Annotated in this window: 29 protein-coding genes and 1 tRNA gene; 23 read left to right on the plus strand and 7 right to left on the minus strand. The window is 59.4% G+C overall.

Translation table 11 applies throughout. The features are described 5' to 3' along the window. From AC1DON_RS17725 to AC1DON_RS17815, 19 genes are all read left to right on the plus strand, one after another. On the plus strand, nt 1–969 hold the full coding sequence (locus AC1DON_RS17725; protein WP_476936146.1) for an SU10 major capsid protein: 969 nt from the start codon (nt 1–3) through the stop codon (nt 967–969). 71 nt (nt 970–1,040) lie between these two features. Then, nucleotides 1,041–1,289 carry a hypothetical protein gene (locus tag AC1DON_RS17730; protein WP_476936147.1) on the plus strand — a complete coding sequence of 83 codons (249 nt, stop codon included), beginning with the start codon at nt 1,041–1,043 and terminating at the stop codon, nt 1,287–1,289. Nucleotides 1,290–1,293: 4 nt separating this feature from the next. Continuing rightward, a complete protein-coding gene (locus tag AC1DON_RS17735; protein ID WP_476936148.1) occupies nt 1,294–1,671 on the plus strand; it encodes a hypothetical protein in 378 nt (125 codons plus the stop codon). Continuing rightward, the gene (locus AC1DON_RS17740; RefSeq protein WP_476936149.1) at nt 1,668–2,261 is read left to right on the plus strand and encodes a phage adaptor protein; all 594 of its coding nucleotides are present in this window, start codon (nt 1,668–1,670) and stop codon (nt 2,259–2,261) included. Before AC1DON_RS17735 ends, AC1DON_RS17740 begins: the two co-directional genes overlap by 4 nt. Next, entirely contained in the window at nt 2,261–2,881 is a 621-nt protein-coding gene (locus tag AC1DON_RS17745; RefSeq protein ID WP_476936150.1) for a phage adaptor protein, read from the plus strand. Before AC1DON_RS17740 ends, AC1DON_RS17745 begins: the two co-directional genes overlap by 1 nt. A 2-nt stretch (nt 2,882–2,883) precedes the next feature. Then, nucleotides 2,884–3,546 carry a hypothetical protein gene (locus AC1DON_RS17750; protein ID WP_476936151.1) on the plus strand — a complete coding sequence of 221 codons (663 nt, stop codon included), beginning with the start codon at nt 2,884–2,886 and terminating at the stop codon, nt 3,544–3,546. 2 nt (nt 3,547–3,548) lie between these two features. Continuing rightward, a complete protein-coding gene (locus AC1DON_RS17755; RefSeq protein ID WP_476936152.1) occupies nt 3,549–5,027 on the plus strand; it encodes a hypothetical protein in 1,479 nt (492 codons plus the stop codon). 191 nt (nt 5,028–5,218) lie between these two features. Continuing rightward, nucleotides 5,219–5,572, plus strand: a complete 354-nt coding sequence (locus AC1DON_RS17760) for a hypothetical protein (protein ID WP_476936153.1) — start codon at nt 5,219–5,221, stop codon at nt 5,570–5,572. Beyond that, nucleotides 5,562–6,251, plus strand: a complete 690-nt coding sequence (locus AC1DON_RS17765) for a tail fiber domain-containing protein (protein ID WP_476936154.1) — start codon at nt 5,562–5,564, stop codon at nt 6,249–6,251. Before AC1DON_RS17760 ends, AC1DON_RS17765 begins: the two co-directional genes overlap by 11 nt. After that, nucleotides 6,251–6,997: a hypothetical protein gene (locus tag AC1DON_RS17770; RefSeq protein WP_476936155.1), complete on the plus strand. Its 747-nt coding sequence runs from the start codon at nt 6,251–6,253 to the stop codon at nt 6,995–6,997. Before AC1DON_RS17765 ends, AC1DON_RS17770 begins: the two co-directional genes overlap by 1 nt. A 156-nt stretch (nt 6,998–7,153) precedes the next feature. Continuing rightward, nucleotides 7,154–8,008: a hypothetical protein gene (locus AC1DON_RS17775; RefSeq protein ID WP_476936156.1), complete on the plus strand. Its 855-nt coding sequence runs from the start codon at nt 7,154–7,156 to the stop codon at nt 8,006–8,008. Then, nucleotides 8,005–11,415: a hypothetical protein gene (locus AC1DON_RS17780; RefSeq protein ID WP_476936157.1), complete on the plus strand. Its 3,411-nt coding sequence runs from the start codon at nt 8,005–8,007 to the stop codon at nt 11,413–11,415. The genes AC1DON_RS17775 and AC1DON_RS17780 overlap by 4 nt, the downstream gene beginning before the upstream one ends. Before the next feature lie 65 nt (nt 11,416–11,480). Further along, nucleotides 11,481–14,204 (plus strand): hypothetical protein, encoded by a 2,724-nt coding sequence (locus AC1DON_RS17785; protein WP_476936158.1) that lies wholly within the window; start codon nt 11,481–11,483, stop codon nt 14,202–14,204. A gap of 42 nt (nt 14,205–14,246) precedes the next feature. Further along, complete coding sequence (locus tag AC1DON_RS17790) at nt 14,247–14,522, plus strand: hypothetical protein (protein ID WP_476936159.1); 276 nt, start codon at nt 14,247–14,249, stop codon at nt 14,520–14,522. Then, complete coding sequence (locus AC1DON_RS17795; RefSeq protein ID WP_476936160.1) at nt 14,522–16,156, plus strand: hypothetical protein; 1,635 nt, start codon at nt 14,522–14,524, stop codon at nt 16,154–16,156. The genes AC1DON_RS17790 and AC1DON_RS17795 overlap by 1 nt, the downstream gene beginning before the upstream one ends. Before the next feature lie 9 nt (nt 16,157–16,165). Continuing rightward, a complete protein-coding gene (locus AC1DON_RS17800; protein ID WP_476936161.1) occupies nt 16,166–16,369 on the plus strand; it encodes a DUF7940 domain-containing protein in 204 nt (67 codons plus the stop codon). Next, complete coding sequence (locus AC1DON_RS17805; protein ID WP_476936162.1) at nt 16,366–16,794, plus strand: M15 family metallopeptidase; 429 nt, start codon at nt 16,366–16,368, stop codon at nt 16,792–16,794. The genes AC1DON_RS17800 and AC1DON_RS17805 overlap by 4 nt, the downstream gene beginning before the upstream one ends. After that, nucleotides 16,791–17,303, plus strand: coding sequence for a hypothetical protein (locus AC1DON_RS17810; protein ID WP_476936163.1), 513 nt, complete (start codon nt 16,791–16,793; stop codon nt 17,301–17,303). The genes AC1DON_RS17805 and AC1DON_RS17810 overlap by 4 nt, the downstream gene beginning before the upstream one ends. Before the next feature lies 1 nt (nt 17,304). Further along, nucleotides 17,305–17,607, plus strand: coding sequence for a hypothetical protein (locus tag AC1DON_RS17815; protein ID WP_476936164.1), 303 nt, complete (start codon nt 17,305–17,307; stop codon nt 17,605–17,607). A 192-nt stretch (nt 17,608–17,799) separates the two neighbouring features. On the opposite strand, the gene AC1DON_RS17820 is transcribed toward AC1DON_RS17815, so the two are convergent. From AC1DON_RS17820 to AC1DON_RS17830, 3 genes are all read right to left on the minus strand, one after another. Continuing rightward, nucleotides 17,800–18,552, minus strand: a complete 753-nt coding sequence (locus AC1DON_RS17820) for a hypothetical protein (RefSeq protein WP_476936165.1) — start codon at nt 18,550–18,552, stop codon at nt 17,800–17,802. Nucleotides 18,553–18,642: 90 nt separating this feature from the next. Next, nucleotides 18,643–18,963, minus strand: coding sequence for a hypothetical protein (locus tag AC1DON_RS17825; protein ID WP_476936166.1), 321 nt, complete (start codon nt 18,961–18,963; stop codon nt 18,643–18,645). 9 nt (nt 18,964–18,972) lie between these two features. Then, nucleotides 18,973–19,344, minus strand: a complete 372-nt coding sequence (locus AC1DON_RS17830) for a hypothetical protein (protein ID WP_476936167.1) — start codon at nt 19,342–19,344, stop codon at nt 18,973–18,975. 477 nt (nt 19,345–19,821) lie between these two features. On the opposite strand from AC1DON_RS17830, the gene AC1DON_RS17835 reads away from it, so the two are divergent. Beyond that, a complete protein-coding gene (locus tag AC1DON_RS17835) occupies nt 19,822–20,400 on the plus strand; it encodes a hypothetical protein (RefSeq protein ID WP_476936168.1) in 579 nt (192 codons plus the stop codon). 397 nt (nt 20,401–20,797) lie between these two features. Here AC1DON_RS17835 and AC1DON_RS17840 read toward each other — a convergent pair whose 3' ends face one another. The 4 genes from AC1DON_RS17840 to AC1DON_RS17855 all read right to left on the minus strand — a co-directional run bounded on the left by AC1DON_RS17840 (nt 20,798) and on the right by AC1DON_RS17855 (nt 23,305). Further along, entirely contained in the window at nt 20,798–21,535 is a 738-nt protein-coding gene (locus AC1DON_RS17840; protein ID WP_476936169.1) for a DUF3800 domain-containing protein, read from the minus strand. A gap of 50 nt (nt 21,536–21,585) precedes the next feature. Further along, a complete protein-coding gene (locus tag AC1DON_RS17845) occupies nt 21,586–21,957 on the minus strand; it encodes a thermonuclease family protein (protein ID WP_476936170.1) in 372 nt (123 codons plus the stop codon). Between the two features lie 136 nt (nt 21,958–22,093). Further along, nucleotides 22,094–22,168, minus strand: a tRNA-Gly gene (locus AC1DON_RS17850). Nucleotides 22,169–22,318: 150 nt separating this feature from the next. After that, nucleotides 22,319–23,305: a 2-hydroxyacid dehydrogenase gene (locus AC1DON_RS17855; RefSeq protein ID WP_476936171.1), complete on the minus strand. Its 987-nt coding sequence runs from the start codon at nt 23,303–23,305 to the stop codon at nt 22,319–22,321. A gap of 152 nt (nt 23,306–23,457) precedes the next feature. Between AC1DON_RS17855 and AC1DON_RS17860 the strand changes: the two genes are divergently transcribed. From AC1DON_RS17860 to fabB, 3 genes are all read left to right on the plus strand, one after another. Continuing rightward, the gene (locus AC1DON_RS17860) at nt 23,458–24,015 is read left to right on the plus strand and encodes an SH3 domain-containing protein (RefSeq protein WP_476936172.1); all 558 of its coding nucleotides are present in this window, start codon (nt 23,458–23,460) and stop codon (nt 24,013–24,015) included. Nucleotides 24,016–24,147: 132 nt separating this feature from the next. Beyond that, nucleotides 24,148–24,666, plus strand: coding sequence for a 3-hydroxyacyl-[acyl-carrier-protein] dehydratase FabA (fabA, locus tag AC1DON_RS17865; RefSeq protein WP_476936173.1), 519 nt, complete (start codon nt 24,148–24,150; stop codon nt 24,664–24,666). Between the two features lie 66 nt (nt 24,667–24,732). After that, a complete protein-coding gene (gene fabB / locus AC1DON_RS17870) occupies nt 24,733–25,956 on the plus strand; it encodes a beta-ketoacyl-ACP synthase I (protein ID WP_476936174.1) in 1,224 nt (407 codons plus the stop codon). Nucleotides 25,957–25,971 lie beyond the last annotated feature (15 nt).

Consider the following 25,971-nt stretch of genomic DNA (forward strand, 5'->3'; position numbering starts at 1 on the left):
ATGGCTATGCCTACAAACACGCTCGCCTCTTATGCAGCGGTCGGCAACAAGGAAGACTTGGCGAACGTGATCTATAAGGTCGCGGCCACCATGCGTCCGTTCCAAGAGAACATCAAAAAGGGCACGTGCAAAAGCACCTTCCCTGAATGGCAAACGCAAGCGCTTCGTGCCCCCGTCAATTCCAACAAGAATGTGCAAGGCGATGATACCACCGCAACCGCCGCCAAGACGACCGCCCGCCAGGGTAACCGCACTCAGATCTTCAAAGAGTGCGCAAGCGTCACCCGCACCCAACAAGCTGTTGACGCCGCCGGGCGCCCGAACGAGATGGCCTATCAGGTCCTCATCAAGGGCGAAGAACTGCTCAACGATATGGAAATGTCGTTGCTGGCGAACCTTCCTGCGGTTGCTGCTGCTGACGGCGTTGCCGGTCAGTTGGCGGGCGCCGTCACCTATATGACCACGGCAAGCGGCAACGCTTCTCGCGGCTCAAGCGGCGCTGATGCTACCAATGCCGCGACCACGCCAAGCGCTGCGGCTACCAACGGCACGCAGCGTGCCTTCACCGAAACCCTGTTGCGTACCGTCCTGGCCTCGGCCTTCACCAAGGGCGCGATTGGCCCGAAACTGGCGCTTATGTCGGCAACGCATAAGCAACAGTTCTCGGCCTTTGCCGGTATCGCGGACATTCGCCGCGAAGTCACGGGCAAGCAGCAAGCCACGATCATCGGCGCCGCTGACAAGTACATCGGTGACTTCGGTGAACTGACCACGGTTCCCCTGCAATTCGGCCTGACGCGTGATGTCTTCATCATCGATCCGGAATATTGGGAATTGGCCTATCTGTCGCCGCTGGCAACCGTTCCTCTCGCCAAGACCGGCGACTCGGATCGGAAGCAATTGTCGGCGGAAGCTACCCTGAAGGCGCACAACGAGAAGGCCTCGGCCCTGATCGCTGACCTTCTGTAACTCGGGTTTTACAACCCCCCATCCCCTTGAGGGCGGTTCTTCGGAGCCGCCCTTTTTCTTTGAGGTTTTACATGCCTGTTTTCAATAAAGACGCCGAAACTTCGCCGGATGAGATCGAAATGGTCACAGTCCGTGTGACGGAGCGCGGCCACGGCAAGATCAGCACCGGCAAACATGATGGCCGCTACGGTGAAGAGTTCTTCGCTGACGGCGACGAGTATCAAACCACCCGCGAAAACGCTGAGGAGTTGGCGAACAGCAAGGGCGAAAACCCGCGCATGTACGTCACGATTGTGAAAAAGCCGGTAGCGAAGGCCTAAGCACATGGCGGAGGCTCAAGACTTCGGATGGGTTCGCTTTTCTGACCTGATCGGGGGCACCCGCCGCTATGTCCGCTTCGATGAGAAGGGCAACGCCTTCATCCGTTACGAGAACGACATGACGGATATTAAGGGCGCGCTCGATCACAACCACAAGGCCCGCCACCACGGCAACAACGGCAGGATGATGGGCGGCGATATGGTCCGCGCGGCGTCTGTCCCTGAAGGCGTGCGGATCAAGTGGATGGTTGAAGAGGGGTGGGACTGCAACAAGCCGGAGTACAATGACCGGCTCGTCAAGAAAATGAACGATCTGGATTACCTCTATCTGCGCACGGGCGGCGGTCGCGTTGCCCTTCAGCAAGACGGCTCCATCCGATGAGCCTTGCAAATGTCGAGGCCCTGAAAGAGGCGGTCGCGAACTGGCTTAATCGTGCTGACCTGGCCGTCATGATCCCTGATTTCATCCGCCTATGTGAAGCGGATTTGCAGCGCCGGGTCGTCCACGTAATGGGGATGTCATCGACGGCTACCCTTTTGGCGGCAAGCGGCGGGGTGACACTGCCCGCTGACTTCAATGGCGTCATGTCCGCAAAGGCTAGATGCCGTCTCGGCTTCGTCCCGCCTGATGTCTTCTACAGCTACAGCGAAGCTTCTGGCTCGCCGGGACAATACACGCTGATCGGTGATCAGATGAAGCTCTACCCGGAACCTTCGGACGGCGAGACCGTCACGCTCGTCTACCGGGTCAAGTTTGCGGTTCTGACCTCCGGCACAAACTGGCTTCTGACCAATCATCCAGACGCTTACCTCTTCGGCGCCCTGGCACATGCGGAGCCGTACATAGGCGAAGATATCCGCCTGCCGCTGTGGAAGCAGAAATACGAAGAGGCACTTTCGTCAATCGAGAGTGCAGGCATTCGCCTCACCTCGGGCGGTTCACTGCAACTCAAATCTAACGGGTCCGTCTGATGGCACTGGCTACCTTCTCAAACCTCAAAGACGCAATCGCCGCCTGGACAAACCGGTCTGACCTGACGACGCCGATCCCTGACTTTATCAAGCAGGCTGAGGCGACCCTGAACAGGGTTTTGCGCACCCGCTACATGATTGCGGATGTGAACGTTGATATTACGACCGGCGCTGACCGCGTGGCCTTGCCAAGCGATCTTCTCGATATCCTGTTTGTGTCGACTAATGGCGCGCTGACGGAAACCCTCGTCAAGCAGGTGCCGGACTACATCGCAAATCAGCAACGCCTTCGTCAGAAGACGGCGGGAGTGCCGCTATATTATGCCGTGATCGGCACCAACATGCTTGTCTGTCCGATCCCTTCGGCCAACCGCACTTTCAAGATTTCCTACTATCAGGAAATTCCGACGCTTTCGGATAGCAATACATCCAACTGGCTTCTGACGCATCACCCCGACCTGTACCTCTATACATCCCTGATGCACGCCTATCCGTTTCTAGCGGACGAAGACCGGGCAACGGTCATGGGTAACCAGATGGTGCAGATGGTTCAAACCCTGGTCAACATGAACAAGACGACTACCCTTGAGGGTGAAGCCTTCGACGTGAGCAAGGGCTGATCATGGCGACCACGGGAACAACTAACTACAATTGGCAAAAGCCGGTCTTCAACACGGAATTGGACACGTGGGGCGACAAGCTCAACACGATCTTTGACCAGATCGACGCCAAGATGAAAGATGCCTTGGACACCGCCGGGGCCGCTATCCCTGCCGCTGCACCTACCGGCGCGGTTATGGACTTTCTGCGGAACGATGCTCCTGCGGGCTGGCTGGACTTGGACGGCTCGACCATTGGCAGTGCAACGTCCGGTGCCGCCTACGCGAACGCGGCGGCTGAAAACTTGTTTCTTGAGCTGTGGGCTACCTGCGATAACTCCGTTTGCGCTGTTAGCGGTGGCCGTGGCGGCTCGGGCGCGGCGGATTGGGCGGCAAACAAGACGCTCGCACTGATCAACATGGCCGGGCGCTTCCGGCGAACTGTTGGCGGCTCTGAAGCAGCGGCAATCGGTGTTTCGCAAACTGACGCCTTCCAAGGCTTCAAGGTGCGGTTCCTGCGCGGCGACGCTGCATCAGGGGTGCAGCACCTTCCGGCAGATCACGGTGATGTTGGAAGCACCTCCTACCTCGAAATGACGCCGATAGAGTCCACCTATGGTGCGCCTCGCATGGCGAACGAAACCCGCCCGGTCAACATCGCTTTCCGGACTTGCATCAAGCTTTGACCATGCAATTTGCTGTCGAACTCCCTCCCGGTGTCGTGCGCAAGGGGACGGAATATGAAAGCCGTGGCCGCTACTTCGATGCGAACCTATGGCGCTGGATCGCTGGCACCGCTGGTCCGATTGGCGGGTGGCTTGCCAGCTCGATTTCAGCCGTAAGCGGCGCGGCCCGTGCGATCCTTCCTTGGAGCGCTGACGACTCAAGCGGGTGGGCGGCGATAGGCACCCACACCAACCTCTATGTCATGAGCCGATCCGGCGCCGTGTCGGACATTACGCCAGTAGGCTTCACGCCTGGGCGTACTGACGCCATCGTCGGCGGTGGCTATGGCATGGGGCCTTATGGGGTCGGAACCTATGGCACGCGCCGCACGATGGTCACACAAGTCACACCTGCGTCCGTTTGGTCGTTGGACACCTGGGGTGAACACCTGATTGGCTGCATGGCCGATGACGGCAAGATTTATGAATGGGCGCTGGATGCTGCCGCACCTGCGGTTCAGGTCGCAAACTCTCCCGCGGCTCGCGCGATCCTGGCAACGTCTGACCGTATCTTGATGGCTCTTGGCGCGGGTGGTGAGCCTCGGCGCATCGCTTGGTCAGACCGCGAGAACAATACGGTTTGGACCGATACCGCCACGAATTACGCGGGCTCGTTCAATTTGCAGACGGCAGGCCGGATCATCGCCGGTCGTCAGATCAACGGCGGTAGCCTAATCTGGACCGATCTTGATTTGTGGCTGGCTGATTTCAAAGGTCAGCCGCTCGTCTATGGGTTCAGCAAGCGCGGAACGGGCTGCGGTGCCGTGTCTATGAACTGCATGGCTGTGACAGATGCCGGCGTCTTCTGGATGGGTAAAAACGGCTTCTTTGCCTATGACGGGTTTACGCAGCCTTTGCCCTGCGACGTGCACGATTATGTCTTTTCCGACATCAATACGACGCAGGCATCAAAGGTCTTTGCGCTGCATAATTCGGCATTCGGTGAAGTCACCTGGCGCTATGTGTCGCTGACTTCGGAGCAGTCGGAAATAGACCGGTATGTGACCTATAACTATCGTGAGCGGCACTGGACCATCGGGCAACTTGTCCGGCTCTGCGGCGCTGACTCCGGCGTGTTTCCCTACCCGATGGAAGTAGGCAGTGACGGATATGTCTACGACCATGAAAAAGGGTTCGATCATGACGAAACGGACCCTTACGCCAAGACCGGGCCGTTTGAAATTGGAGAGGGCGAAAGGCTTATGCAGGTTCAGCGCATTGTGCCGGATGTCTCAACCTTGGGTGCCGTCTCGGTGAGCTTTGAGACGCGGGACCGGCCTAACACCTCGCCGCCCGTGTCCTTCGGTCCATATTCGCTCACTGACAAGACCGATGTGCGTTTCACCGCCCGGCTCGTTGAAATGAAATTGACGGGTGAAGACGGCCAAGATTTTCGGGTCGGACGTTTCCGCCTTGAAGGCCAGCAAATGGGGCGGCGCTAGATGCCTCTGCCAAGGCCTCCCGGCACCTATGATCAGAACGATCAGGCGAGGACACGAGAGCAAATCGACCGCGACATTGGCGGCTGTCTGAAGAGTGGCGAAGATTTCGACCTGCGAGCACAGAAGATCATAGCGCAATCGCCCGATGGCTCCTTGTGGGTCTTGGGTGTCTCAAACGGCGGGCTTACGACTTGGACGCCGTACACTTAAGCGCCTGGGAGCGCGCCCGCCTGCTCTTGCCGCTCAAAGGCATAGATGAAGCTGACCTTCTCGACCGGCTACTGACGAAGAGGGCGCACCTCTGGATCAGCGCCGATAGTGCGGGGGTGACTGAGATTACAGACAACAACACGCTTCATGTGTGGCTGGCCGGGGGCACGCTCGCCGGGCTCCTCGACATGCTTGCGGATGTGGAAGGCTTCGCCCGCGTGCTCGGCTGTCGGGCTGTGGAACTATCGGGCCGGAAAGGCTGGCACAGGGTTATGACGAAATATGGCTTTGTCCGCCACGGACAGGAAATGTTGAAGGTGCTCAATGAGCGGTAAAAGTAAGCAGACAACGACCAATCAAACCGCCGTTGATAGGTACAACGCCGCCTCGTCGCAACTCGGAAACAAGCAGTACACGCCGGTTTCTGCTGACCAGATACAGCGGTTCCAAAACCCGAACACCAAGGCCGTAATTGACACGACCCTGGCCCGCGCTGGCCAAGATCAGCAAATGCAGATCAACCAGATTGGCGACAATGCAGCCCGCTCCGGCGCCTTTGGCGGCTCCCGTCACGGCGTAGCCGAAGGCATTGCGCGCGGGCAGTTCGACATGAACAACCAAGCGACAATCGCCGGACTGAACGGTGCCAGCTATGCGCAGGCTCTACAGGCGGCGCTCGGTGAGAATGAGCAGATTAATAAGCTCCCGCTGGCAATTCAGGGCCTCCTCGGCAACCTGGCACAAGGCACCTCGTCAACGACCATCACAAAGCCTCCTACCGATTGGGGCGCTATCCTGCAAGCGGCTGGTTCGGCGGCTTCGGCTGCGGCGATGTCTGACCGCCGCCTGAAGCGTGACGTGGTGCCGCTCGGCAAGCGGGGCGGGCGGAACTGGTATCAATTCAAATATCTCTGGGATGACACTGTGCGCGAAGGCGTCATGGCTCAGGAAAATTTGGACATTGCGTTTGATGTCGGTGGCTTCCTGGCCGTCGATTACTCGGGGATTTTGTAATGGGTATGTTCGGACAGGGCTGGAAAACGAACCTTGCCACCTTCGGCGCCGGTCTGTCGGATGTCGGCAGCGCTCTCAACCATTCAGGCGGCGGCAACCTTCAGCTCCTTCAGGCACAGCGCAAGGCTGATGCTCAAGAGGCGGAGCGCAAGGCCAAACTGCAAGAGCTGGCCGGTATGTTCGGCGGTCCTTCGACGCAGGCGGCACCAACGGCCCAAACCCCAGCAATATCACCCAATGCTCCGGCGGGTGAGGCGGCGAAGGCTGGTTATGTGCCGGAAACCCCTCAATCTCAAGCGCCTGGCAATGCTGGCGGGCAGGGCGCTCCTCAACTCGATTGGCAAAAGCTGATGGCGGCTCAAATCGCGGGCGTCGATCCTAATCCGATCCTCAAGATCTATGAAATGATGCAGCCGTCATATCAGAACGTAAACATGCCTGATGGTGGCCTTGGCGTGCTCGATACGAGGTCCGGCCAAACTCGGCAGACCGTCGCCAACCCTAATGCACAGTTGGAACGCGAAGAACGCGAAGCGCGGATTGAAGCGCTGAAATACAAGGGCGAGGGGACGCGGATATATCAAGGCAAGGACGGCCTTTATGAATACGACCCGGTGACCAAGACCTCACGAAAGTTGGAGGGCTGGGCGCCTCATGCGCCCGTGCGCGGCTCGTCGGGTGGCGGCAGGCGAACGTCATCTATCGGAAGTCACGGCACCCCTGAAACCCGCTTTAAGGTCTACTAGAACATGCCTCAATATTATCATGGTCAGAGGGCTGTCGATGAGGCGACCGGCGAAACGCTTGTCTATGACGCGCGCAAGGGCTGGCAGGCTGCGACGGCGGATCAGTCCGCAAGCTACAAGCAGGGACGGGATTTTCTGTCAAAAGAGCAAGCCGCCTTGCAGAACTATGCCCCTACCGAACGCTTGATGGATGACGCGTCGAAGATGCTGGCGCCGCACATTTGGACTGTGCCCGGCCTTGGAATGAATGACGGCAAGGTCAACACGGGCGGAATGAAAAACATGTTTGGCGGCGCGGAACATGGCACGCCGATGATGTCTGAAGACGCGGCGACCTTCAAAAACCTGTCGCAGCAAATGCAGATCGGCAACAAGCCGCCCGCCCAAGACGCCCAGGTCACGAACTTTGAGCGCGAACTATTCGCCTCGGGCTCGCCAAGCCTCCGCAATCCGACGAAGGTAAATCAGACGATCCTCGAGCGCCGCAAAGCCGCAATGGCTGAGCACCGCGACAAGCAAGCGTTTATGGAGCAATGGCTGAACCGTCGCGGCACACTGGACGGCTCTGAAACTGCCTGGAAAGCATACACCACGGCTGATCCTTACTACGGCCCTTCGGCCCGCGACCCGTCGCGCACGACTGCCTACGTCAAAGAGCCTGGCCGGTGGAACGACTATCTCAACAAGGGGTATCGCCCGGTTCCGCGCGGCACGATGACAAAGGGCATGACGCCGCAGCAAATCGAGACGCGGGCGCAATTCAAAGGCGCTCAAGGACAGGTCGGCACGCGGGCAAATCCCTACATCCCGCGCACCCGGCAGGAATATGAAAACCTTCCGAACGGGGCGCATTACATCGCTTCAAACGGGCAAATTGCTGTCCGCAACAAGAACGCCCGCCCGCCTGCACCGCCGCCACAGTCCACCCAGCAACCGCCGCGCCTGCCTAACGCTGCGCCTCAGGGCGCGACGAAGCTGCGCTGGAACCCTCAGACCGGTGAATTTGAATGAGCATTACTGTAGTCGGGCCTGACGGCGTAGAGCTTGAATTTCCTGACGGCACCCCGCGCGAGACCATGAAGGCCGCGATGGCGAAGCGCTACGGTGCGCCGAAACCTACGCAGGCTCCGCAGCCGCAACGCCCCATGTCGATGATTGAGGGGGCAATCAACAATCTCAAGGGCGCGCGGGAAGGCCTTGACCGGTTCCTTGGCGGCGCTGCTCGCCTAGAGTACATCACCAAAGGCACGGGCCGTGGCGAACATCCAGAGCGGATCGACGTAAATAACCCGCTGTTTGTTCTTGAGTCGTGGGGCAATTACCGGTCACCGGAAGCCTACAAGCAACGCCTTATTGAGAAGGCGGCGATGGTGAAGCCGCAAATCAATAAATGGGAAAAAGCGTCCTACGGCTATAAGCCGCAAGCAACCTGGGAGAAGGCCAAGGCGAACCCTATCAGCGGCGGGCTCGGCTACATCGGAGAGCAGGCGGTGGTCGGGCTTCCTACCATGATCGCGGCTGGCGTAAACCCTGGCGCTTATGCCCTAAGCCTGACTGGCGAGATGGCGCAAAACAGGGCGCAAAATGATGCACGCCCGGATGCGAACCTTGGAGACCTGGCTATCTCGCTGCCGTCCGCAGCCGGGCAGGCGGCTTTGGAGCGTCTTGGTATCAGCAAGATGTTGCCGGGAAGCGGTCAAGCCGTCCGCACTCTGGGCGGTGCGGCTCTGAACATCGGAAAGGCGGCGGTGACTGAAGCCGGGACGGAAGGGTTGCAAACCGGCCTTCAAAGCCTGACTGAAACGCTCGGGACGCGTCGTGGCTTCGACCCGTGGCAGACCGGTGACGACATTGCAGCGGCGATGGTGGCTGGCGCCGGTATCGGTGGCGGTGTCCGCGCGACCACGGCTGGCCCTGAGATCGCGGCAAATCGCTTTCGCGTTCCTGACGTTGCTCCGATGCCGACGTTGGAAGACATTGCTACTCAAACGGCGTTTGCTTCGGAAGTTCCGGCTGTTCCGCGCCCTGCTGGCTGGCGCGGTGGCCGTGGCAATATTCCCCGCCGTCCTGTCGCTGCCACTCAAGGTCCTGCACCTGCTGGCGCCCCCATTCTTGATCCGGTCGAACCTGTCGCCGCTCCGGTTACGGCTCCGGCTGGCAAGGTGCGCCGCCATGAAGGCATTGATTACCCTGTTGAGGTGATCGGCCCCCCGGTCATGGATGCCAGCACAGGGCAGATGATGGCCCGCGTTCGTGCTGAAATCGGCGCTGAGGGCTTCGTGCCTGCCGAAGAGGTCATGGACGCTCAACAGGCTCAACCTGGCCCTGAGCAGGCCGCTCAAGCTCCACCTCTGCCGCCTTCGCCTGCCGGTCCCCCGCGTCTGGCCGGTGGCAATGGTGGCGGCTCACCTCCTGCGCCTCCGGGTACTGCTGCGCCTGGCCTGCCACAACCCGGCAACGGCAACCCGCCTCGGTTGACGGATGCTGAAGCCAAGGCGACGCGCAAAATATTGCAGTTGGCGAAAGCTGCCGGTGTCGATCCTCAAGACATTCTGTCGGATCGTGATTTTCTGCCTGCGCAAATGCTCGGGCGCGGCGGTGAAGGCTTGCTCAAGGCGACCTCTCGCCGTCCTGGCACTACCGGCGAAATGTTGGACGTGAAGATTGATCAGTTTGACGCCGCTCTACCTCGGAAGTTCCAAGGCATTGTTGAAGACGGCACCGGTATTGACCGCGATTTCATTGAGATGAACCACGATAGCGTCATCAAGAAAGCGCAGACCACGGCCCGGCCCTTCTTTGACGAGTTTGAGCAATTGGATTTGGGAACGTCGCCGGAGTTGGACAGCCTTTTTCAGGCGCCTCAAGGACGCCGCACGCTTTCAGGCGCCTTGACCAACGCGGGCAACGCTCGACGCCCTACGCATGAAATCCAAGCTCTGACGCAACTGATGGAGGGCCTGCCAACTGATCAGGGGCCAACCGGTGATGCGGTGAGCCTTGAGCCGCTAGCTGATGAGTATTTGAAGGCATCGGGGGCAAGGAAGGCGCTGAACCGCACGCGAGGGCCTACGATCACACAATGGCTTGCTGACAATCGCGGATTGGCTGACAAGGACGGTGACGTTGCCAGCCTTGACGGCCATCTAGCGCATCGTGACATTCCTTTCCGTCGCAAGCTGGTCAGGCCGGACGGTTGGAGCACTGACGATGCTGCTGTGGCCGCTTGGACGGAGGGTTACTTCCCGGACCTTCAGGTGCCACCCGAGCCGGGCGTTCTGCTTGAAACGATCCGTAAGGACCTGGCCGGGCAAAAGGTCTATGCGCGCGGCGGCACGGAGGCGCAGCAACTCGCCGACCGCCTGGATGATTTCGAGCGCAGGCTAGCGCGTTATGAGATCGACCCTACCGGCAAGACCGCCAAGCAGATTGCGAAGGAACTGGCTGACGAAGAGGCAATGATTGCATCGCTTCAAGACCTTGACGAGAACGGCACAGCTTCAATGGAGCCGTCTGTTCAACTGACAAACCGCGCCGTTCCTACACCCCGCGTTCTCTATGACGTCAAGCGGTTCGCTGACGCCGATAAGGTCAAGCGCGACCTGAAGGCGGAGAGGGACGGCCCTGACCCGCTCGACCACGATATGGATGTTTGGTACGCCGATTTCCGTGAGGCGCTCGGTGAATTGGTACGCGGGCAGGGGTTCGATTGGGATAACCTGCTTCGCGTCGGCGGTGAGGCCCCAAGGATCAGGGCGGCTCACAGAGACGGGCACGCCCTAATCGAAGGCAGCGACATTGATGCGCTGAAGCGCCAAACCCGTGATTGGAGCGATCTCGAAAAACATGCTGCCGTGGCTGGCTTCGTCAATAAAATCCTGAAGGATGCGACGGGGAAACAGCGGATTACTCCGCGCCAAATGAAGCTTTACGGGTCACCAGATTTCGCACGGCGCATGGCCTATATGCTCAACAGCGACGAAAAGGCCAAGGCTTGGCAAGGCGGGATGCTGAGGCTTGCAAAACAGGCTGAAATCCGCAGGCTTCGCGGTGGTTCGGACACCTTCGACAAGTTGCAAGGCAACGCCGAACTGGACGAAATGGAACAGGGCTTTGACCTGCGCAAGATCCCGAAGAATACCGAAGGCGTTTTGAACCTGGCACTTGATCAGGGCAACAAGGTCATAGACCGTTGGAATGCAGGCTGGCACGCCGATACGCGTAATGCGCTTGGTCAGCAATTGATGGACCATGATGCCCTACGGCGCGGGATTGAGGGCTTGCCCGATTATCAACGAGAAAGATCGTTAGGCAACCGCATATCCGGCATCGTCCGGCGCGTGGCACCTCCACGCCGAGGCGAGAGCGGCCCTCCGCGTCGTGGTCGATCCGGCCCGCCTCGCCACAACAACCCCTGATCCAATCTTCTAGCCCCTTCGGTTCTGCCGGAGGGGTTTTTCATTGCACGTCCTGAAAGGCAATCATGGCCCTAATCGTAACGGAACACGCCGGGAAGCTTGGCCGCGCGCAAGTCGCGATGCAACCGGGCGCCGGGCCGCAAGGTGGTCTGACCGTCAGTGGCACGTCTGCTTATACCGTTGTCGGCTCTGGCGCTGGCCCTGCATTCCTTGAGCTCTACGCTCACGGCTCTCCGCATTATTTCACCGTGACCGGCGGTGCTGGCCGTAGTCAGTACATCGGGCAAGGCGAGCGTGTGACCTATGGCTTTCACAAAGGCACGGTCATCACTGTCACCGATGAGAACGGCGGCGGAGGGGGATTGCCTGAGGGTGATCTATTCTACTTCAAGCCTACCGGAAGCGGCGCGGGCGACGGCTCCTCGATCAACGACGCCAGGACCTTCAACCAAGCGAACCTTGACGCGGCTGCTACCGCGATGGCGGCGGTTGATGGCACTATTGTTCTCGTCGGCCCGCTCACCAGTAAAGCGGGCAGTGCCGCGCGTGGTGCCGATGAGTTCGAGCCCATCCTGGGCGGCTATGTCGTTAGCCAGGACGTGCCGGTCTACGGCATTCGTCACCCGCTCAATCCTGACACGACAGACATGGCCTATCCGTGTTTCGCTGGCGACCGCTTCGCGTGGGAATTGCCTGAAGATCCTGAGCCGGGCGAAGATGATCCAATCTTTGATACCCGCTTGCAATCGGTCGGCCTTCAGGCCTTCGACGTTCAAGCTGACGGCGCGCATTTCCGTTACCTGAGGTTCCGCCGGACTGGCTGCGCTTTCCGTTGGAGCGTTGACGATCTGGGCCACGACGCCCTGATTGAAGACTTCAGGGCCGACAATATCCAGCGCTTTGTTGACCCCTACACCTCTGCCGGTGTCGCCAACACCATCAACAACATCACCGTCCGTAACGGGACAATCGTTGGCTATTCCAAGGCCGTTATCCGGTCGGCGGCTAACAGCTCGGGAATGCTGGTCGAAGACGTTTACGGGGATAGCGGCTGGCAAGCTCAAGACAGCTTTGCCCGCCTGTTTAACTGCGATGACACGGCGCACGATATCATCGTCAGACGTTGCCATGCCCTGCATATCTATAGCTCGCTTGGTGGCTATTGGAACGGCGACGGGTTCGAGAGCAACGACGGCAACGAAGACATCACCTTTGAGGACTGCTCGGTCAATGGCTCCACGGATGGCGGCTTTGACACCAAGGGCAAGCGCATCACGATCATCAATGGAACGGCGACCGACTGCAAGCGATTGATCCGCGTTTGGATGACGACAACCGTTATCGGCGGGACTTTCTCACATCCGAAGAACCGCGGCGATTACGGAAATGGTTCGTGTCTCGCATTCATCAACGGCGGGTTTTCACCGGCTCAGGTAACAGACCCGCTTGCCGGTTCCTTGGCGTCAGAATTTCGTGGAAAAGGTATCTTTAAGGGGTGCCATTTTGTCGGCGACGGCGACACTGAGGACCCTATTGCCGAAGAAGACGGCGGCACCGGGCGCCAAGCCTCAATGCTGGTTTTCACAGGTGCCGCTGGCGCAATTGCAAAATTTATTAACTGCACGCGCACAAGCGACCTGAACACCGGCGGCGTGGAAGTCGATCTGACGGCGGAAGTTGCTGATGGTCAGGAGAGTATCGCTCTACGCAGTTTCGTCAGCTACTACACCGGCCCTGAAGAACCTGAAGACCCGGGCTATGTGCCAACGGTCATCACTACGGACCTTACGCAGGATTGGCCCGAGGGCTCACTGGTCGTCATCGAGTTGAAGGCGTCACAGGACGGCGGGGTCACTGACAACGAGCTTTGCACCTGGGAGCTAGACCGGACTCACCCGGATGTTGACGCTGACGAAACAATAGCGCTGTCGGATTGGGCATATTACGCGCCTGAGATCAGCTTCATTGCGCCTGACTCTGGCGGCGCTCCGGTCACTATTGATGTCACGGTGGAAGATGCCGCCGCAAACCCGGTTACCGGGACACTTGTAGTCACATCGACGCCGCGCGGCCCAACAGACCCGCCCGTCTATGCCGGTGCTGGTGCCCTGGCCGCAACAGGCACCCTCGGCGCCACTTCTGTTACGCCACCGCTTCCAAGGAGCGCGGGCGAAAATGATGTGATTGCCGTAGTTGCACACACAAACAAGACGCTGAATGCTCCGTCCGTTAGCGGCATCAGTGACCCGCCCGTCCTGTCGATCCTGCAAAGCGGAAATATCAAATCGCACCTGTTCATCAAGCGTCTCGGCGTCGGTGAAGTGGCGCCAGTAGTCACCTTTGACACTGCGATAGCCGTTGAGGGTGACGACGAAGACGAGTCAGACACCGAAATCCACGCGGCGCGGTGCTTCCTGATCCGTGGGTGCCGTCTGACCGGCGACCCTTACGAGGCGGAACAGGGCGCCGCTAGCACGCTAACGACGACCGAAAAGACCGGCCCGGCTGTTACGCCGGTCGGCGCGAACCGGCTGATCATGAATTTCTTCGTCATCAACAATGATGTTGTCGATGTCAAAGTTACCGCCGGAGGCATGACCAAGGCGTCCTACGGCTACACGACACTTGGTAGCGATCTGTGCATGTACGCCTGCTCAAAGCGGGTCTTCGGCGGCGCGGCTACGCCTGTCGATGGCGCAACGATTGAATGGGGTTTCCAGCCCGCAACCCAACTGGACACGACCTCTCAAAACTTCGGCTTGGCGTTCCTGCCGGAAATCGACCCGTAGCGCGGGCCGAACCTTCTCCACGTCTATTGCAAAGGAAAATCTATGGCCCTGCACATCAAAGAGTTCAGCGGTATCAGCGGCGGCATTCAGATCGCCATGCAGCCGGAAATCGACGGCACGGAAGCCGGGCTTACTGACGGCGGAACCTACACGGTTGCTGGCAACAGCGGCGGCGCGTCAATTGTCGAGCTCTACGCCGCCGGGGCCGCACACACCTATACGGTCAGCGGTGGCCCTGGCACAGTTCAGCATATCGCGTCCGGTGAGCGCCTTAGCTACGGTTTCAATGCTGGCCTCGTTATCACGGTGGAAAGCTAATGGCCGCTTTCGGCTTCGGCCTGCGCCTCGGGAGCCGTCCGCGATCTGGTGAGGTGGAGGTGTCGCCTCCGCCTTTGCTTGCGACCGGCGCGCGTATCGTTTTCGGCGGGCACTCCAAGGTCTCTATCGTGTCGGCGCGATACATCTGCGCATTTGCCTATTGGACGATTACGAAGCTGTGCGGCATTGCTCGCCTTGCTCTGGGCGGCGACCAGGGTATTGCAGGCAATACCATCTCTGAATATTCGGCCCGGTTTCAGTACACGACCGGGCAGGCCGGGGACGTGACGTTTATTCTCGTCGCACACAATAGCATCAACCTGGGCTCGGCAGCGGTAAACACGCAGCTAGACGCGCTGAAGGCAACCCATGAAGCGGCGCGGCCAACTGGTTATTTGATCTTCGCGACTGAGCCACCATCAGCCGCTATCCCGCCAAGTGACCCTGACCTTTTGGCGGTCAATGCTCACATCGCCGCCTATGATGGGACCAATAACGGGTACACGAAATACTGCGACTTCTTCACCGGCTTTGACTACGCCACGATGACCTACAGCGCGTCGGGCGATGTCAATATTCACCCGAACCAAGTAGGCGCGGCATTCCTCGCGACGCGCGCCGCTGCCGTCCTGTCACCAATCATCACACCTGCGTCCATTGAAACCGTCTTGGACGATATCACGGCGACCGGCGACCACGGCGCGGACACTTGCCCGCCTGACTCCCACAATATGACCTTTACGACCGGCGGCGTTAAAGCCGGGACGGGTTCAGCCAGCATTACCGGCGATGTCGCGGACAAGTTTACTCTGACGAATAATACCACGTGTGCCATCGCATGCACGATTGAGACTATCGGCAGTTATAACCGCCAAATCCTCGATATTACCGGCACGGGCGTCACTGAAGGGTATATTGAATACCGGACCACAAGCGCTTCTGGTGCACGCGCTGCAATCAACGCAGTGCCCGGTGACGTGACAGAAAGCCTCTGGGGTCACTCGCTTTCCCACTCAGACGGCAGCGCCACGCCGTTGGGCTTGCTGCAACATGGCGCATCCCTGCCTACCTCCTTGGCGGGCTATTCACTGTCGCTCTACACCTCGGCTGAAAGCCGCGTTGGCGCTGCTCAAGCCTTCGCCATGCTCAACCATATTGCGCGCACATATCCCAAGGTGGCGCCGGTCGCAGGCAATAACGTCAACCCAACTTTCGGCATCCGCGTCTCCGGCAACGTCAATATCCGCCTGATCCTGTGGAAGCCGATTGTACGCAAAACTGAACTGACGGCCTACGCTGTCCCATTTTACATGGGCACCGATGGCATCATGGGGCCTGACGCTACGGTCCTTTTCAGGAGCACGCTCGCCAACGGCGTCGCGGCCTCTATCCAGTCGGGCGCCTGGTCGGGCGGCGGGCTGACGTGGGGCTCCGCCCGCGTCTACCTGGGCGGCTCGGGCGGCGCTGCCGGTATTGGCACCGGAACGCTCATTGCCACGGTAGCGCGCACCTCGGCGGGCTGGCCTTGGACTGCGGTGGTTACCTCTGGTCAGTCCTATTACGTCGAGATCGACGTTTCTAACAGCTTCGGCAGCGGTACCGCGCGAAGCGCCGCCGCAAAAGTCGCGACATAGGGGAATAGCATGAAACTCATACCTGACTGGCGCAAGGCGCTGGGCTTTTACAGCATACAAGCTGGGATTATCGGCGGTTCGGTCCTGGCCGGGATTGCTGCCGTGACAGCCGTGGGGGTCGTCGTGCCGGACTACTGGACGCAGGTTGCGGCCTTCCTGACCATTACGGGAATGGTGGCCGGGCGGCTGATCCAGCAAGGGGACGGCAAATGATCAATAGCCGTGACCTGGCCGCGCTGCACCCCAAGGTGCAAGCAAAGGCGAGAGCGTTCCTTGAAGCGTGCCATGCTCAAGGCATAGACGTTCTTGTCACCTCGACCTACCGCGACGACGAAAGCCAAAACGCACTTTATGCGCAGGGCCGGACAAAGCCGGGCGCCAAGGTCACGAACGCCAAGGCGGGCGAGTCCTGGCACAATTACCGGCTGGCCTTCGATATTGTTCCCTTGCGGGCGGGAAAGCCGGTTTGGGGCACGAAAGGCGAAGACGGCAAGCTCTGGGCGCGGATCGGAGCCATAGGTGAGGCGCACGGGCTTGAATGGGCCGGGCGCTGGTCCCGGTTCAAAGAATTTCCACATTTCCAATGGACCGGCGGATTGACCTTGAAAGAACTTCAGGCCGGAAAGCGCCCGGCATGAGCCCTGGCAACATTATCAGGGTGGCGTGCCTGATTGCTGGCTTCCTGATGGGCTTCACCACAACGCACCTGTTGTGGGCCGCGAAGTACGATCGGCACCTGCGGGAAGAGACCCAAGCCAGGCTTAAGGGGGCGTTAGAGGTCATCGACCACGAACGGGCTCAAGCTGGTGTCTCGGCAAAGGTCGGCGCCGATGTCGCCGCGAAAACGAACAAGATCCAATACAGAACCCGCGAGGTCATCCGCTATGTGCCGCAAGTCATCACGCCTGAAACTGATAGGCGCTACCCTCTGCCTTATAGTGCTCTGCGCCTGTACGACTCCTCGCTTGGCCTGTCCGAGCTTGCCGGAGCCTCCGGCGAACCTGATGACGCGCCCGCTCCCATTGCTACCTCTAACGCCTTCGCAATCATCGCCGCCAACAACGGTGAATGCCTCGGATGGCGAGAGCAGGTCATAGGCTGGCAACAATTCTGGACTGAACAGAAAGCCCTTCAGAAAGTAGAGTGACGTGACAAGACCGACTGCCGCCGATGCGATGGCGAGGGCCGATCAGGCTATGAATGAAATCGGCGCGCATGAACGGGAGTGCGCCTTACGGTATAAAGCGATTGAGGAGGCGACTATTGCCACCGGCAAGGTCATTGAGGGCACAAACAAAGCCGTCGCTGAGGTGCGGAATTGGCTGATAGGCACGTTTATTACCGTGCTCATGCTGGTCATTACTATGCTCGGCTTCATGACCGTCCGGTATTTTGACGCCGTGACAAAGGCGCCCGTTCAGTCGGTGCAGGTTCAGACGACCGTGAAGTGAGGCGATATAATTGGATTATTCTCCGATTATTCTCCGATTATTCTCCGCGCTCTTGCCTTGATGCTATGTTGGCCGGGTTCAGCCGGGGCCGAACGGCTTCCCCTGGCTTGGCTGATGGCTGGCCGGGGGAAGTCAATTCGCCAACAAAAAAGCCGCTCCCAAAGGGGGCGGCTGATTGGTCAGGCGGGGGCTTTACCGCTTTCGGTAATAGTCACGCAGCGCCATGACCGCTTCCTGAGACATCTCGCTAAGTTGATCTGCGGTGCCTCCTTCGCCCGCCGCATCGGCTACGCGTAGATAATCGTTGATCAGGTCCGCTGCATACTGGCCGCGCTCCCAAATGGCCGCGACGATCTCCACGGCGGCGACCTCCTCAAGACGGGCTGCGGCGTGGTAGTCGGCTTTGTCCTGCTCGTTTCCCGCCACCATATTGTTTCCAGCGGCGATCTTGTTGGCAAAGGCAGTTTTGTGAGCGCGGATCAAATCGTTGGTGTCAACGACATGATCAGCCGGTGCCTCGATCCCATAGCCCTTTGCCAGTACCTGAAGCATTTCGGACGGAAGTCGCAGGAGATTACGCAGGTCATCGCTCTCGCTGTCTTCGGCATAGTCTGGAATGACTAGCTCGTCGGCGCGGGCCTCAGAGACCGTCCGGAAATATGCGAGGCGGACGGCTGCAAGGGTTTCGGCAGCAAAGCGCTCATCCGTGGTCGCACTGGCCCCTTCATCCCCAAAGAAATCATCCGCACGCAATGACGACAACAGGAGCAAGGCCGCGTCTTGGTGCGCCTTGATCAGAGAGATAGCGGTTTCGCTGATCGGGCCGACGTTATAGTCGGCACCGCCCGTTGCTGCCCCCGTCATGATGAAATCCAGTTGGCCGGTCTCGCTGTCGCGGCGTATGATGTGGCTGGCGCGGTTCGTGATTTTCGTGTTGGTGCTCATGGCGTTGCCTTTCGGGCATGGGGCCGCGCTGGCGCTCATGGGCGCGCGGAGGTTTCGGTTATGGTGGTTGGAAATTAGCCGGGCATCGGATCAGGCCGCGCCCTTGGACTCTCGGTAGTCTTCAATGTAGCTGCCTGCGATATCGCAAACCATATCGATCAGATTGGCGTCGATCAGGTACCGGATGCGAAGGTCACGGGTTTCCCGGTCTAAGCAATTCAGCATGAGCAGTTCGTCAATCACGTCTGCGCGGCGCTTCTCCACCTCGTGATGCGGCTTTGAAAAGCGCGGGTCTTTCGCCTCTTCACGGTGAGCCTCAAGAAAATCCTGATGGGCGTCATCGATCCTGACGAGCATCTTGTGTTCATCGATCAGGAGCGTGAGGTTCTGGACGGTTGCAGTAATTGCCATGATCGCCACCTATTCCGCAGCAACGAGGAAACCGGCTTCATATGCCGCGTGTGTCGCGTCGGCGAGCAACGCGGCGCGCATGATGCGCAGGGCAGATGGGCGCATGGCGTCGATGAACGGCAACCTGCACTCGTCAGCGCTGCACCCGTCGAAGGTTGCGATGTAGTCGGCGGCAAGCAAGCCGTCCGCGTCGCTCAAATCACCGTCCCACGACCTGGCACAGAAGAGGATCGAAACGATTTCCTCTGCGGGCTCGGGCAGCGTATGAGCGATCTTGTGTGCGGCGATCAGGGCTTGAATCGAGCCGTGAGCGTCAGCGACGTAATTGCGCCAGTCGGTTGCGACCGGGGCGGCACTGGTGATAAGAGCCAGCTTAGCCATGAATGAACCCTCCAAGGTTTTTTATTATGGTCAGGGTCGGTGTGAGCTGCGAACTCTCACCGGCCCGTTATCCTTAATAGCGCATATTTCCCATTTTAGGCAACCTGTTATTTACCTAAATGGGTTATTTTGCCCGAAATCGGTGATATTGCTTATTTTCGGCATTACTGTATGTTCCCGCCTATGAAGATGACGCCTGCACAATGCCGCGCCGCTCGCGGCCTATTAGCCGTGAGCCAAACGGAGCTTTCCGCCTTGGCAAACGTGAGCCTGAAAACGGTTCAAAACTTTGAGGGGGAGAGACGGGAGCCTATACCGGCAACGCTCGACGCCTTGCGACGGGCTCTTGAGGAGGCTGGTGTGATCTTTATCCCGTCCAACGGGGAGGGCGATGGCGTTCGCCTGCGAAGACTCAAAACCGACGAAGCCTCTCCGGATACGCACTAGCCTTTGACACTCTCGCGGTGGTGCTGCATCGTGCCCGAAATCGAAGGGGCCGTGATGGGTATGCTGAGTTTTGAAACAGATGATTTTCGCGTCTGGTTTGACGAAGGCCGCTTCACTGCGGGCGGCAAGGTGCGCCGATATGAGGGAATTTCGCTGCTAAATCCTGTGTGGCACGCGACACTCGGGGGCGAAGACCAATGGAAAGCGTGGCAGCGGTCATGCAGCGACGCGCGGCGGGTAATCATGAAGCGCCAAGAGCGCAATGCGCTCTGGAAGGATGACTTTATGGCCGCTGCCATCATGCGTGTCGGCCACGACACCATGCAGGACCATATTTGCCTGTCGTTTCCCAACGATCCCGCATTGGCAACCATATTTGCAACCGCCTTCGCGCACGGCTCCCCGCTCTCTTTCGGCGTCAATCATCTGATCCGTATGTTCGAGCAGAAAGACGAAGCGGCTGCGACGTGGCATGAGGATTTCACGGCGGGCCGAGATGCAGTGTTTTCCCGTGACCATCCCTCGGTTTCCATGTTGCCAAAGGTCAACGTGGTGCAAATAGGTCCGGCGCCTGTGGAGCCTGCAAAGAGGCGGGGATTTTGGGGCTGACGATGGATGAGCCTAAAACCCGAAAGGCGTCGATCCACGCAATCGCCATGAGCCTGGCCAAGGCGGGCGTGCCCTTCCGTATTACGCAAGGAAGGGACGGAACAACAACGCTCGAGACGGGGGTGACCGCAACCCCGGCTACAGAGCCAAACCCGTGGGACTCACTGCTTACGCATAGCGAAGAAGACCCACTTCTGCGGCTTATGAAGGGACGGTTCACTAAAAAGCCCGGAGCGCGCAAAAGGTGACTGAGCGGCCTACATCAACGGAAGCTGCCACCAGCCGTCTATTGCCGGTGGGCTCAAACTGAAGTATAGTTCGTCCAGGCCTCTGTGACCCGAATACGCTGGCTAGTACAGCCGTGATTAGGGAAACCTAATATAGGGTCACGGGGGACCTACATTCGCGCCTTGTGGTGCCAAACGGTGAGAAATCGCGCTTTAGAAGCTGTGTCGCTCTCCCAAGAATGTCGTCCCGACGACCTCAGTACAAAATCGGCCAAGTCGCCCTTAGCAGAGGTGTGTTGCACCTCATTCTGCTTAGCGGCAATTGCACCAACGATAACGTCCGCCATTTGAATTATGCCAACACGCTTTGAGCAAACGGGCTCCACTGAGCGGATGCTGTTTGGTAGGGCGCCGTATCTTCTAAAGGCATCGGCGCACAATTGGTTGCGCATATCGCAAATGTCACGACAGTCATTGCCCGCGTCCAGACGGATATGGATCGCTCGCTTTTTTCCATAGAACTGAGCCAGCCTGTGGAGCGCTAACTGGTAGTACATACGGTTGATTGAAGTGTTTTTATCTTCCCCAGCCTTGGCCTTGTGATTGTAGCCAGCGAATTTTGCGATGATTACATGAAGCGCCGCTTGGCGATCATTGATCAGCTCGAACGCGTATTTTACTAGCGCTTCATAGCCTGCCCGGCGTTGACCGCCCCTGTATTCAGACCAATGGAACTCAGATTTTATACCTGCGTCATCCCGTATGGTGGCAATCCGGTCTTCGATTTCTGAAATCCTGTTGCCGCTAACTGCAAACCCTCCCGCGACCATGTAGGTTTTATCACGGCTGCTGGAATCTCCATAAAATGACAAAGAGGGAAGTTTTTGATTCGCAGCCTGTCTGTCCATCGGAGTAGTTTGCACGTTTTTCAGCGAGATTCAAAAGACCCTAGCAGAACTTATTCGCAAGCTCTCCGCACTTGCGCGCTCTTATCCCATTTTGCCACATAGACGGCGCTGCCGGTTTGGATCTGATGGCATGACAGGTTGACGCCTGCCGCTGTCACGATTGCCAGCGTCCGGCCATATCGATCTTTTCCCACGCGCTCAATCTGCACGTCGCCGCGCCGTAAGGCGGTGGTGAGGCTGTCTCGGCTGGCAACTGGATCACCTGGCACGCAGACGCGCCCGGCAGGCTGACACGGCCCCATTTCCGGTGCGTCGATGGCTAGAAGGCGGATGCGCTCGTCTCCACACCGGATGGAGTCGCCGTCCGTGGCGACTGGCGCGCATGTCAGTGTGGCGGCAATTGCGAGGAAAAGTCCGGTCATCTCGTGGATGCTACCCCATGCAGCGGGTCAGGGAAGCAAAAAAATCGTGCTACCCTCTTGCTACCCCACGCAATGACAGCAAGGCGCCGCGGCTACCTGCGGTTGCCATAAGGCATTGATTTTATTCGGGGAAGATTGGAGCGGGCGAAGAGGATCGAACTCTCGACATCCACCTTGGCAAGGTGGCGCTCTACCGCTGAGCTACGCCCGCTCATTAATCCTGAGGCCGTTGGGCCTTTCGGAGCAGTCATCCCGTTGAGATGTCTGCCGGAGAGGGGGGCCTTATAGACGGAAGCTTAAAATCATTGCAAGGGCCTAAATCACGATTCCTGTGAAAAAGTTTTTTAGTCCCACTATCCCCTTAAAGCATCGCCGGGATAACGCGATCGGGCGGGCGATGGCCGTCCTGAAAGGTCTTCACGTTCAGGATGACGCGGTCGCCCATGTCCTGGCGGGCTTCGATGGTCGAGGACGCCATGTGCGGCAGCAGGATGGCGTTGGGGAGGCCGATCAGTTCCTGATTGATCGCCGGCTCGCGCTCATAGACGTCGAGGCCAACGCCGGCGATGCGCTTATCGCGCAGCATGGCGGCCAGGGCCTGTTCATCGACGATTTGGCCGCGCGCCGTATTGACCAGCAGGGCGTGCGGCTGAAGCTTGGCCAGGCGCTCGGCATTGAGCAGATGGTAGGTGTTTGATCCGCCTGGGGCGTTGATCGAAACCACGTCCATGCGCGACAGCATCTGGTCGAGGTCGTCCCAGTAGGTCGCCTGCAGGTCGTCGCTGATCCGCGCCGATACCGGTTTCCGGTTATGATAGTGGACGCTCATGCCAAATGCCCGGGCTCGGCGGGCCAGGGCCTGGCCGATGCGGCCCATGCCGACGATGCCTAGGCGTTTGCCGAACACGCGGCGGCCCAGCATGAAGGTCGGGGACCAGGCGGAAAACTCGCCCTTCTGCACGATTTCGGCGCCTTCGACGAAGCGGCGTGACACGGCCAGGATAAGACCCATGGTCATTTCGGCCGTGTCTTCGGTCAGCACGCCCGGCGTATTGGTGATGATGATGCCTTTTTCGGCGCCGTAAACGATGTCGATATGGTCGTAGCCGACGCCGAAATTGGCGACCATCTTGAGTTGTTCGCCGCACGCATCGAAGAATTCGGCGTCGAGGCGGTCATTGATCGAGCTGATGAGCACGTCGGCGGTCCTGGCCGCTTCGAACAGCTTGTCACGCGGCATCTGGTCGAGCGTCAGCCACAGAGTGGTGTTGAACAGCTCACGCATGCGCGTTTCGACGGCGTCGGGCAGCTTGACGGTCAGGATGACCTTGAGTTTCGGGTTGCTCATCACAGCCTTCTGGACCCGCGACGATTTCGGCGATTAGGGTCTTGTTAACCAAATCTGAACCCTTGCGACGGAATCATGCGCCCGAGTAGTTACAGGGTCAGTTTCCCCGCATGCCGCGCACCCCATCCAGAGTTCAGGTCCAAGCCTTTCCCATGCCCTTGACCAGATGGTCAAGCGCTTTTGCGACTCTCATCGCCTTGACAGCGTTGGCTTTTGCCGCGTGGACCCTGCCTGTACACGCCGAAACACCGGTCTTCGATACACCGTCGGGCAGCCCGGTGCCACGCTGGGCCATGCTGCGCCGTTCCGAAGTCTATGCGCGCAAGGGGCCAAGCAAGGACAGCCGCATCGTCTGGACCTACCGCAAGGCCTCCATGCCGGTGCAGATCATATCCGAAACCCGCGACTGGCGGCTGGTCTGCGACGTCGATGGTGGGGTTGCGTGGGTCAGCAAGACGATGCTGCAGGGTCAGAAAAGCGTCATGGTGCCAAACGGCGGCAAGAACCTGGCGCTGCATGCCTCGCCTGACGCCGGCAGCAAGGTGAAGGCCTTTGTGCGACCGCGCAGCCTGGCGCAACTCGACAAGTGCAAGAAGGGCTGGTGCAAGGTCGGCGTCGGCACAGTCAGCGGCTGGGCGCCGCAGGCGTCACTGTGGGGGACGCAAACCCAGGCCGTGTGTCACCGCCCGGATTTGTTCGCCGGCAGGTAATGCGCCGGCAGTTTGATCCGGACCGGAAAAACGTCTGCGATAAAAAACAATTGAGCCATTGCGCGGTGTCGTGTAACGCAACCTGTCAATTCGTTACATCGGCCCTGTGGCCGCAGTGGAGCCTATCCGTATATGTCTGAGCGTCCTTCCTCCCTCGATTACGAAGCCCTGTTGGCCTGCGGGCGCGGAGAGATGTTCGGTCCTGGCAATGCGCAGCTGCCTGCACCGCCGATGCTGATGTTCGATCGCATCATCAAAATAACCGAAGACGGCGGCGCCTTTGGCAAGGGCTATATCGAGGCGGAACTCGATATCAATCCGGACCTGTGGTTCTTCGCCTGCCACTTTATCGGCGATCCGGTCATGCCGGGCTGCCTGGGGCTTGACGCCATGTGGCAGCTGGTTGGTTTCTACCTCGGCTGGCGCGGCAATCCGGGCCGCGGCCGCGCCCTGGGTGTCGGCGACGTCAAGTTCACCGGCCAGGTGACGCCGAAGGTGCAGAAGGTCGTCTACAAGATCGACATGAAGCGCGTCATGTCGGGCAAGCTGATCATGGGCATCGCCGACGGGGTTGTCGAAGCTGATGGCAAGCTTATCTATCAGGCGTCGGGCCTGCGGGTCGGCCTCTTCGACGCCAAGGAACTGGGCTAACGGCTGCCAAGGCCGCTTGTCAGACGGCCGGCCGGGGATGGACTAACAGAATTCAGGATGTGCGGAATGCGTAGAGTAGTGGTGACAGGTCTGGGGATTGTGTCGTCGATCGGCACGGGTGCGGACGAAGTAACCGACTCGCTGCGCAACGCCCGGTCGGGCGTTGTCTTTGCCGAGGACTATCGCGAGCACGGCTTCAAATGCCAGGTCCACGCCCCACCCAAGATCGGTGACTGGACGCAGATGGTTGACCGCCGCGCCGCCCGCTTCCTGGCGCCCGGCACCGCCTATGGCCATATCGCCATGGAGCAGGCCATCGCCTCGGCTGGCCTGGAAAAGAGCGACATTTCCAACGAGATGAGCGGCATCCTGTTCGGCTCGGGCGGCCCGTCCACCCGCGCCATCGTCGAAGCCGCCGATACGACGCGCGAAAAGGGCTCGCCCAAGCGCATCGGGCCATTTGCTGTCCCCAAGGCCATGTCTTCCGGCCCCTCGGCGACGCTGGCTACCTGGTTTGAAATCAAGGGCCTGAACTATTCGATCAGCTCGGCCTGCGCGACCTCGGTGCACTGCATCGGCGCGGCCGCCGAACAGATCATGATGGGCAAGCAGGACCTGATGTTTGCCGGCGGCACCGAAGAACTCGACTGGACGCTGTCGGACCTGTTCGATGCCATGGGCGCCATGTCGTCCAACTTCAATGAGACGCCTTCGGTCGCTTCGCGCGCCTATGACAGCGCCCGCGACGGCTTCGTCATTGCTGGTGGCGCCGGCATGGTGATCCTCGAAGACTATGAGCGCGCCAAGGCGCGCGGCGCCAACATCCTGGCCGAAATCGTCGGTTATGCCGCCAATTCAGACGGCTACGACATGGTGGCCCCAAGTGGTGAGGGCGCCCAACGCTGCATGAATATTGCCATGCGTGGCGCTGGCAACCGCCGCATCGACTACCTCAATCCGCACGGCACCTCGACCCCGGTCGGCGACGCCAAGGAAATGGAAGCCGTGCGCAATGTCTTCGGCAACGACATGCCGCTGATCTCCTCGACCAAGTCGCTGACCGGCCACAGCCTGGGTGCGGCCGGTGCGCAGGAAGCCATCTACTGCCTGCTGATGATGCAGAACGGTTTCGCGGCTGAGAGCGCCCATATCGAAAACCTCGATCCGGCGTTTGAGGGCATGCCGATCCTGCGCGAACGCAAGGATATGCAGCTTGAGACCGTCATGTCGAACTCGTTCGGCTTTGGCGGCACCAATGGCACGCTGGTCCTCAGCCAGGCCGACATCTGACTTTACAGGACAACC

Source organism: Asticcacaulis sp. P4_H10, from assembly GCF_056400965.1.

What these genes read in the sequence shown, in the direction of transcription:
- AC1DON_RS17725 (WP_476936146.1), top strand. Translation starts at nt 1, where the DNA reads ATGGCTATGCCTACAAACACGCTCGCCTCTTATGCAGCGGTCGGCAAC.
- AC1DON_RS17730 (WP_476936147.1), top strand. Translation starts at nt 1,041, where the DNA reads ATGCCTGTTTTCAATAAAGACGCCGAAACTTCGCCGGATGAGATCGAA.
- AC1DON_RS17735 (WP_476936148.1), top strand. Translation starts at nt 1,294, where the DNA reads ATGGCGGAGGCTCAAGACTTCGGATGGGTTCGCTTTTCTGACCTGATC.
- AC1DON_RS17740 (WP_476936149.1), top strand. Translation starts at nt 1,668, where the DNA reads ATGAGCCTTGCAAATGTCGAGGCCCTGAAAGAGGCGGTCGCGAACTGG.
- AC1DON_RS17745 (WP_476936150.1), top strand. Translation starts at nt 2,261, where the DNA reads ATGGCACTGGCTACCTTCTCAAACCTCAAAGACGCAATCGCCGCCTGG.
- AC1DON_RS17750 (WP_476936151.1), top strand. Translation starts at nt 2,884, where the DNA reads ATGGCGACCACGGGAACAACTAACTACAATTGGCAAAAGCCGGTCTTC.
- AC1DON_RS17755 (WP_476936152.1), top strand. Translation starts at nt 3,549, where the DNA reads ATGCAATTTGCTGTCGAACTCCCTCCCGGTGTCGTGCGCAAGGGGACG.
- AC1DON_RS17765 (WP_476936154.1), top strand. Translation starts at nt 5,562, where the DNA reads ATGAGCGGTAAAAGTAAGCAGACAACGACCAATCAAACCGCCGTTGAT.
- AC1DON_RS17770 (WP_476936155.1), top strand. Translation starts at nt 6,251, where the DNA reads ATGGGTATGTTCGGACAGGGCTGGAAAACGAACCTTGCCACCTTCGGC.
- AC1DON_RS17780 (WP_476936157.1), top strand. Translation starts at nt 8,005, where the DNA reads ATGAGCATTACTGTAGTCGGGCCTGACGGCGTAGAGCTTGAATTTCCT.
- AC1DON_RS17785 (WP_476936158.1), top strand. Translation starts at nt 11,481, where the DNA reads ATGGCCCTAATCGTAACGGAACACGCCGGGAAGCTTGGCCGCGCGCAA.
- AC1DON_RS17790 (WP_476936159.1), top strand. Translation starts at nt 14,247, where the DNA reads ATGGCCCTGCACATCAAAGAGTTCAGCGGTATCAGCGGCGGCATTCAG.
- AC1DON_RS17795 (WP_476936160.1), top strand. Translation starts at nt 14,522, where the DNA reads ATGGCCGCTTTCGGCTTCGGCCTGCGCCTCGGGAGCCGTCCGCGATCT.
- AC1DON_RS17800 (WP_476936161.1), top strand. Translation starts at nt 16,166, where the DNA reads ATGAAACTCATACCTGACTGGCGCAAGGCGCTGGGCTTTTACAGCATA.
- AC1DON_RS17805 (WP_476936162.1), top strand. Translation starts at nt 16,366, where the DNA reads ATGATCAATAGCCGTGACCTGGCCGCGCTGCACCCCAAGGTGCAAGCA.
- AC1DON_RS17810 (WP_476936163.1), top strand. Translation starts at nt 16,791, where the DNA reads ATGAGCCCTGGCAACATTATCAGGGTGGCGTGCCTGATTGCTGGCTTC.
- AC1DON_RS17820 (WP_476936165.1), bottom strand. Translation starts at nt 18,552, where the DNA reads ATGAGCACCAACACGAAAATCACGAACCGCGCCAGCCACATCATACGC.
- AC1DON_RS17825 (WP_476936166.1), bottom strand. Translation starts at nt 18,963, where the DNA reads ATGGCAATTACTGCAACCGTCCAGAACCTCACGCTCCTGATCGATGAA.
- AC1DON_RS17830 (WP_476936167.1), bottom strand. Translation starts at nt 19,344, where the DNA reads ATGGCTAAGCTGGCTCTTATCACCAGTGCCGCCCCGGTCGCAACCGAC.
- AC1DON_RS17840 (WP_476936169.1), bottom strand. Translation starts at nt 21,535, where the DNA reads ATGGACAGACAGGCTGCGAATCAAAAACTTCCCTCTTTGTCATTTTAT.
- AC1DON_RS17845 (WP_476936170.1), bottom strand. Translation starts at nt 21,957, where the DNA reads ATGACCGGACTTTTCCTCGCAATTGCCGCCACACTGACATGCGCGCCA.
- AC1DON_RS17855 (WP_476936171.1), bottom strand. Translation starts at nt 23,305, where the DNA reads ATGAGCAACCCGAAACTCAAGGTCATCCTGACCGTCAAGCTGCCCGAC.
- AC1DON_RS17860 (WP_476936172.1), top strand. Translation starts at nt 23,458, where the DNA reads ATGCCCTTGACCAGATGGTCAAGCGCTTTTGCGACTCTCATCGCCTTG.
- fabA (WP_476936173.1), top strand. Translation starts at nt 24,148, where the DNA reads ATGTCTGAGCGTCCTTCCTCCCTCGATTACGAAGCCCTGTTGGCCTGC.
- fabB (WP_476936174.1), top strand. Translation starts at nt 24,733, where the DNA reads ATGCGTAGAGTAGTGGTGACAGGTCTGGGGATTGTGTCGTCGATCGGC.